5 protein-coding genes are annotated in these 7,247 nt (G+C 63.7%); 4 read left to right on the top strand and 1 reads right to left on the bottom strand.

Features of this window, described 5'->3' with window-relative positions:
• Positions 1–234: 234 nt before the first annotated feature.
• From WCB02_RS02425 to WCB02_RS02415, 3 genes are all read left to right on the top strand, one after another.
• The gene (locus WCB02_RS02425) at positions 235–1,485 is read left to right on the top strand and encodes a putative DNA modification/repair radical SAM protein (RefSeq protein ID WP_423955981.1); all 1,251 of its coding nucleotides are present in this window, start codon (positions 235–237) and stop codon (positions 1,483–1,485) included.
• Positions 1,485–2,927: a UdgX family uracil-DNA binding protein gene (locus tag WCB02_RS02420; RefSeq protein WP_423955979.1), complete on the top strand. Its 1,443-nt coding sequence runs from the start codon at positions 1,485–1,487 to the stop codon at positions 2,925–2,927. Before WCB02_RS02425 ends, WCB02_RS02420 begins: the two co-directional genes overlap by 1 nt.
• A gap of 135 nt (positions 2,928–3,062) precedes the next feature.
• The gene (locus WCB02_RS02415; protein WP_423955976.1) at positions 3,063–4,685 is read left to right on the top strand and encodes an inorganic phosphate transporter; all 1,623 of its coding nucleotides are present in this window, start codon (positions 3,063–3,065) and stop codon (positions 4,683–4,685) included.
• An 85-nt stretch (positions 4,686–4,770) separates the two neighbouring features.
• Here the strand turns inward: WCB02_RS02415 and WCB02_RS02410 are convergent, their stop codons facing one another.
• On the bottom strand, positions 4,771–5,943 hold the full coding sequence (locus tag WCB02_RS02410; RefSeq protein ID WP_423955974.1) for a M20 aminoacylase family protein: 1,173 nt from the start codon (positions 5,941–5,943) through the stop codon (positions 4,771–4,773).
• 235 nt (positions 5,944–6,178) lie between these two features.
• Here WCB02_RS02410 and WCB02_RS02405 point away from each other — a divergent pair.
• Positions 6,179–7,247: GMC family oxidoreductase (locus WCB02_RS02405; RefSeq protein WP_423955972.1), on the top strand; the 1,069-nt coding region annotated here is incomplete at its 3' end.

Here is a 7,247-nt window from a genome sequence, read left to right as displayed (position 1 = left end):
CCGCCATGCGTCTCGAGCCGTTCGATGCTGCCGCGCAACGTCGCAAGCGCGGTCGTGCGTGCGCTTTTCATGCGCCGCTTCCCTTGGTGATGGATGGCTGCCTGGTTCTTCAGAGAACCAATGGCTGGCCCAATTGTTCATGATATGTTCTAATATAATGCTAACAGGGCCCGAGGAGTCAATCCGTATTGGCACGTCAGGCGATTTCACCAACGAATCAAAGGGATTCAAAGAATGGACCTGCAGCGCAAGCTGGCCATCCTGGCGGATGCAGCCAAATACGATGCCTCCTGTGCCTCCAGCGGTACCGAGCAACGGGACTCCCGCGACGGCAGGGGCATGGGCTCGACCGCACCCGGCATGGGCATCTGCCATTCCTATGCGCCGGACGGCCGCTGCATCTCGCTGCTGAAAATCCTTTTGACCAACGCCTGCAATTACGACTGCCTCTATTGCGTCAACCGCGCCTCCTCGAATGTGCCGCGCGCGCGCTTTTCGATCGACGAAGTGGTGAAGCTGACGCTCGATTTCTATCGCCGCAACTACATCGAGGGCCTGTTTCTCTCCTCCGGCATCATCCGCAGCGCCGATTACACGATGGAGCAGGTGGTGGGCGTCGCGCGCAAGCTGCGCGAGGAGCATCATTTCCGCGGCTACATCCATCTGAAGACCATTCCGGAAGCCGACGACGGTCTGATCGCGGAAGCCGGCAAATATGCCGATCGCCTCAGCATCAATATCGAAGTTCCGGAGGAAGCAAGCCTCGCCAGATTGGCGCCGGAAAAGGACGTGCGTGCGATCCGCCGCACCATGGGCCGGCTGCGGCAGAAACTCGATGACGCGCAGGAGCAGGCCAAGGACGCGGCCAAAACGGCCGGCAGGACAAAGCCGCAGCGCTTCGCGCCGGCGGGCCAGAGCACGCAGATGATCATCGGCGCGGACAGCGCCAGCGACCGCACCATTCTTGATACCAGCGCCAATCTCTATGGCGCCTACAGACTGAAGCGGGTCTATTACTCGGCGTTCAGCCCGATCCCCGATTCAAGCCGCGCACTGCCGCCGCGCGCGCCGCCTTTGCTGCGCGAGCACCGGCTCTACCAGGCCGACTGGCTGATGCGGTTCTACGGGTTTGAAGCCTCCGAAATCGTCGACGAAGCCAGGGGCATGCTCGCGCTCGATATCGATCCGAAGCTCGCCTGGGCGCTGCGCCATCGCGACCGTTTCCCGCTCGACGTCAACCGTGCAAGCCGCGAGGATCTGCTGCGCGTGCCCGGCTTCGGCGCGAAGGCAGTCGATCGCATCATCGCCACCCGCCGGATGACGTCCCTTCGCGTAACAGACATGGCGCGTCTTCACATTGCCAGGAACAAGGCGCTGCCCTTCATCGTTCTCAGTGATCACCGTCCTTCGCCGCATCTGTTGGACGACGCCCGGCTGGCGGAGCGGTTCAAGCCGAAAGCGGCGCAACTCGGATTTGGGTTTTGATGCATCTCATCACGCTCGACAACGAAACCGATTTCGAAGGCTGGCGGAAGGCCGCGCGTACATTGGCCCTGCACGATATCCGCCCGGTCGATGTGAGGTGGGTCGTGGGAGGCCATGAGCCAGACCTGTTCGCATCGGAAGACACCGTTCTGCCGCTGGACGCGCCGCAAGCGACCTTCAACGTCCCTGCGAAATTCGTCGAGTTGGCGCAGGTGGCCATCCTGCACCGCGACCCCCAACGGTTTGCGATCCTGTATCGCCTGCTGTGGCGGCTGCGGGCCAACCACGATCTGCTCGAGATCGCGACCGATCCTGACGTCGCCGAGGTGACCGCGATGGCGAAGGCCGTGCGTCGCGACGAGCACAAGATGCACGCCTTCGTGCGTTTCCGGGAGGTCGGCCGCGAGCGGGACTCGCACTACGTCGCCTGGTTCGAGCCGGAACATCACATCGTCGAGCTGGCCGCACCGTTTTTCGCACATCGCTTTGCCGACATGCCCTGGTCGATCCTCACGCCGGAGATCTGCGCGCATTGGGACGGCCATGCCGTCTCCTTTACGCCCGGCGTCGGCAAGGCGCTGGCGCCGACGGAGGACCGGCTGGAGGACACCTGGCGCAGCTATTACGCCAGCATCTTCAATCCGGCACGGCTGAAGGTGAAGGCGATGGAAAAGGAAATGCCGAAGAAATATTGGCGCAACCTGCCGGAGGCCTCGATGATCAGGCCCTTGATCGCCGAGGCGGCGCGCACGACCGGCGCCATGATCGCAAAGGCACCGACCGAGCCGCACAAACCGCAGAAACGTTTGGAGTCATCGATGACACACAAATCCGCCGCTGCAGACGACATCGCAACGCTGCGCGAGGAAGCAGCCCACTGCCGCGCCTGTCCACTGTGGAAGGACGCGACCCAGACCGTGTTCGGCGAAGGCCCCAAACACGCGCAAGTGCTGCTGGTCGGCGAACAGCCCGGCGACAAGGAAGACCTGGCGGGCAAGCCGTTCGTCGGGCCGGCCGGACAAATGCTCGACCGCGCGCTACAGGAAGCCGGTATCGACCGCAGCAAGGTCTATGTGACCAACGCGGTCAAGCATTTCAAATTCGTGCCCCGCGGCAAGATCCGGCTGCACCAGAAGCCGACCACGCCGGAGATCAAGGCCTGCCGCCCCTGGTACGAGCGGGAACTGGCCGCGATCAAGCCCGATCTGGTGGTGGCGCTGGGGGCGACCGCCGCGCAATGCGTATTCGGCAAGATCACGCCGATCAACAAGAACCGCGGACATCTCGTCGATCTCGACGAAGGCAAGGCGCTGGTGACGGTGCATCCCTCGTATCTGCTGCGGCTGCCCGATGCCGATGCCAAGGCCCGGGAATACCAGCGCTTTGTCGAGGACCTGAAGATCGCCGCCGATTTCCTCAGGAAATCAAGGCGCGCCGCCTAAGTCTCCCCAGCGAATATCGTACCGCAACGGTATCTCTTGAGGAGGTGGGCAATAGCCACGTCCTTACCGTCCTATTTCACCGCACTGTCACATGGATCGAGCAAAATCGGAGGGCCTTGGGGAGGAGATATTCCGATGAGTGATATGGCGTTACCCGGTTCGATCGAGCCCGCCCTCAAAAAGGGTCCTGACCTCGATCACGGCTTTCATCCGCTGACCGGGATCATTTATTTGGGCGTCGTCGCAGCCGCGCTGCTGTTCGTCGCCTACAGCATCTATTCCGACATCGACGCCACCGGCACGCGGGTCACCACCTATCTGCCGTACATCCTGCTGTTCGTCGCGCTTTTGATCGCGCTCGGCTTCGAGTTCGTCAACGGCTTCCACGATACCGCCAACGCGGTGGCGACCGTGATCTATACCCGCTCGCTGCCAGCCCAGATCGCCGTGGTCTGGTCGGGCATGTTCAACCTGTTCGGCGTCCTGTTGTCGACCGGCGCGGTCGCCTTCGGCATCGTCTCGCTGCTCCCGGTCGAACTGATCCTGCAGGTCGGCAGCAGCGCCGGCTTCGCCATGGTGTTTGCGCTGCTGATTGCCGCGATCATCTGGAACTTCGGCACCTGGTATTTGGGCCTGCCGGCCTCGAGTTCGCATACCCTGATCGGATCGATCATGGGCGTCGGCATCACCAACGCGCTGATGCGCGGCCGCGACGGCACCTCCGGCGTCGACTGGTCGCAGGCGGCCAATATCGCCAAGGCGCTGCTGCTGTCGCCACTGTTCGGCTTCGTGCTGGCGGCGATCCTGCTCTATGTTCTCAAGGCCGTGCTGGCTCGCGTCACGCCGGCATTGTTCGGCGAGCCGGTCGGCGACCAGCCGCCGCCCTGGTGGATTAGGGGTATCCTGATCCTCACCTGCACTCTGGTCAGCTTCTTTCACGGCTCCAATGACGGGCAGAAGGGCATGGGCCTCATCATGCTCATCCTGATCGGTACGGTGCCGACCGCCTATGCACTGAACCGCGCGCTGCCGGAGAGCCAGATCCAGGCGTTCATCCAGAACTCGGAAGCCGCAAGCAAGATCATCGACAGCAAGGCCGCCGGCTACAACGTGCTCGGCAATCCGCGTCCCGCCGTGACCCATTATGTCGCGGAGCACCAGATCGACGGCGGCACCTACCCATCTCTGGCCGTCCTGGTGCGCGACATCGCCAACCAGGTCACCACCTATGGATCACTGGCGAAATTCCCCGCCGACGCGATCGGCAATACCCGCAACGACATGTACCTCGCGTCCGAGGCGCTTCGTTTCCTGATGAAGGACAAGGAAGCCGAACTGAACAGCGCCGAAGTCGCGACGCTGAACAGCTACAAAGGCTCACTCGACAGCGCGACGAAATTCATTCCGACCTGGGTGAAGATCGCCGTCGCCATTGCGCTCGGGCTTGGCACCATGGTCGGCTGGAAGCGGATCGTCGTGACCGTCGGGGAAAAGATCGGCAAAACCCATCTGACCTACGCGCAGGGTGCCTGCGCGGAGATCACCGCGGCGGCGACGATTGCGGCCGCCGACGGCTACGGCCTGCCGGTCTCAACCACGCACGTGCTGTCCTCCGGAATCGCCGGCACCATGGCGGCCAACGGATCGGGACTGCAATGGTCGACGATCCGCAATATCGCCCTGGCATGGGTGCTGACCCTGCCGGCGGCGATGTTGATCTCCGGCATCCTCTATTTCGTGTTCGCCCACATCTTCTAACTGCTGCGGCGCCGGCCGCAGCAAGACACACAAAAGCCCGCGCAAATCGCTGCGCGGGCTTTCCTTTGGTCGAAGCGAAGCGCGGTTATTCCGCGAGCGTGTTTTCGACCAGTTTGATCCAGTACGAGGTGCCGTAGACGATCGCCTCGTCGTTGAAATTATAGGCGGGATGATGCAGCCCGGCGCTGTCGCCGTTGCCGCAGAAGATGAACGCGCCGGGACGCGCCTCCAGCATGTAGGAGAAATCCTCCGCGCCCATCAGCGGCGCGGTCTCGTGCACATTGGCCTCGCCGGCAACGTCCTTGGCGATCCGAATCGCCAGATCGGTCTGCGCGGCATGGTTGACGGTGACCGGATAGCCGCGCTCGTAGACCAGGTCGATCCTGGTGCCGGTGACCTGCGCCACGCCCGCGACCACCTCGCGCACCCGCTTCTCGACCAGCTCCCGCACCTCCGGCGTCAGCGTCCGCACCGTGCCGCGCAGCTCCGCGGTTTGCGGAATCACGTTGCGGGCGTTGCCGGCGTGAAATTCGCACATCGAAATGACCGCCGATTCCAGGGGATCGACGTTGCGGGAGACGATCTGCTGCAGGGCCATGACCAACTGCGCGCCGGCCATCACGGTATCGATGCATTTGTGCGGCCGCGCCGCATGCCCGCCATGGCCCTCGATCCGGATATCGATGGCATCGGTGGCGGCCATGATCGGACCCGGGCGGATCGCAAAGGAGCCGACCGGAATGCCCGGACCGTTGTGCATGCCGTAGACCTGCTCGATGCCGAAACGATCCATCAGGCCGTCCCTGATCATGGCTGCTGCACCCGCGCCACCCTCTTCCGCCGGCTGGAAGATCACCACGGCATCGCCGGCGAAATTCCGCGTCTCGGCCAGGTAGCGCGCTGCCCCGAGCAGCATCGCGGTGTGGCCGTCATGGCCGCAGGCGTGCATCTTGCCGGGCGTCCTGGAAGCGTAGGGCAGATCGGTCGCCTCTTCGATCGGCAGCGCGTCCATGTCGGCGCGCAGCCCGATCACCTTGATGTCACCCGCGCCAGCGGGCTTCTTGCCCTTGATGACGCCGACCACGCCGGTCTTGCCTAGGCCGGTCGCGACCTCGTCGCAGCCGAACTCCCGCAACCGGTCGGCCACGAAGGCCGCGGTCCGGTGCACGTCATAGAGCAGTTCCGGATGGGCATGGATATCCCGGCGCCAGGCCTGGATATCGGGTTGCAGATCGGCGACACGGTTGAGGATAGGCATCAGAAATCTCGATTTTTGCTGCTTTGGCTGGGTTGACCGTCTTTAGCATGCAAAACCCGGTCCGCCCAAGAATTGGCAGAACTGGCGGAGCCAACCCGAAGAGCCAGCTTGAGAACTCGCCGAATTGGCCCAAAAGCCCGCGCTCGGGCCAATCGTCAACAATTCAAAGAAAACCATGGATGCCCGACCCAAAGCCGGGCAAGACGAGAGCACGGAAGACGCCGGGAATTCAGGGATGCCGAAGCGGCTTGAGGGTGATTTCGACTATATCGTGATCGGCGCCGGCACCGCCGGCTGCATCGTCGCCAACCGGCTGTCGGCCAACCCCAAAAACCGGGTGCTGATCCTGGAGGCCGGCGGCAACGACAACTGGATCTGGTTTCACATCCCGGTCGGCTATCTGTTTGCGATCGGCAACCCGCGCTCGGACTGGATGTTTCGCACCGAAGCGGAGCCGGGCCTCAACGGCCGGTCGCTGGCCTATCCGCGCGGCAAGGTGATCGGCGGCTGCTCGGCCATCAACGCGATGATCTCGATGCGCGGACAGGCGGCCGACTACGATCACTGGCGCCAGCTCGGCCTTGCCGGCTGGGGCTATGACGACGTGCTGCCGGCCTTCCGGCGGCTGGAGGATCATTTCCTCGGCGCCAGCGAGCATCACGGCATGGGCGGCGGCTGGCGGGTCGAGGCGCCGCGGCTGTCCTGGACCATCCTGGATGCCGTCGGCGAGGCCGCCGAAGAAATGGGGATCCGGAAAACGTCCGACTTCAACACCGGCGACAATGAAGGCGTCGGCTATTTTCATGTCAACCAGAAGCGCGGGCGACGCTGGTCGAGCGCCCGCGGCTTCCTCAAGCCCGCCCTGTCGCGCCGCAATCTGCGGCTTGAAACCCATGTGCTGGTCGATCGGCTCATCGTCGAGAATGGCCGTGCCACGGGCGTCCGCTACAGCCAGGGCGGCGAGATGGTCGAGGCCCGCGCCAAGGGCGAAATCGTGTTGTGCGCGGGATCGATCGGGTCGGTCCAGGTGCTGCATCGCTCCGGTATCGGGCCCGCCGAGTGGCTCACCCCGCTCGGCATCGACGTCGTGCGCGACCGGCCGGGTGTCGGGCGCAATCTGCAGGATCATCTGCAGCAGCGCGCGATCTACAAGGTCCAGGGCGTTCGCACCCTCAATGAGACCTATTATTCCCTGATGCGGCGCGGGTGGATGGGACTCGATTATGCGCTGCGCCGCCGCGGGCCGCTGACCATGGCGCCGTCACAGCTTGGCATCTTCACCCGCTCTGATCGCAACCGTGACC

Source organism: Bradyrhizobium sp. (assembly GCF_049581145.1).
GTDB lineage: Bacteria > Pseudomonadota > Alphaproteobacteria > Rhizobiales > Xanthobacteraceae > Bradyrhizobium.
This window is presented reverse-complemented; position numbering and strand designations above follow the sequence as displayed.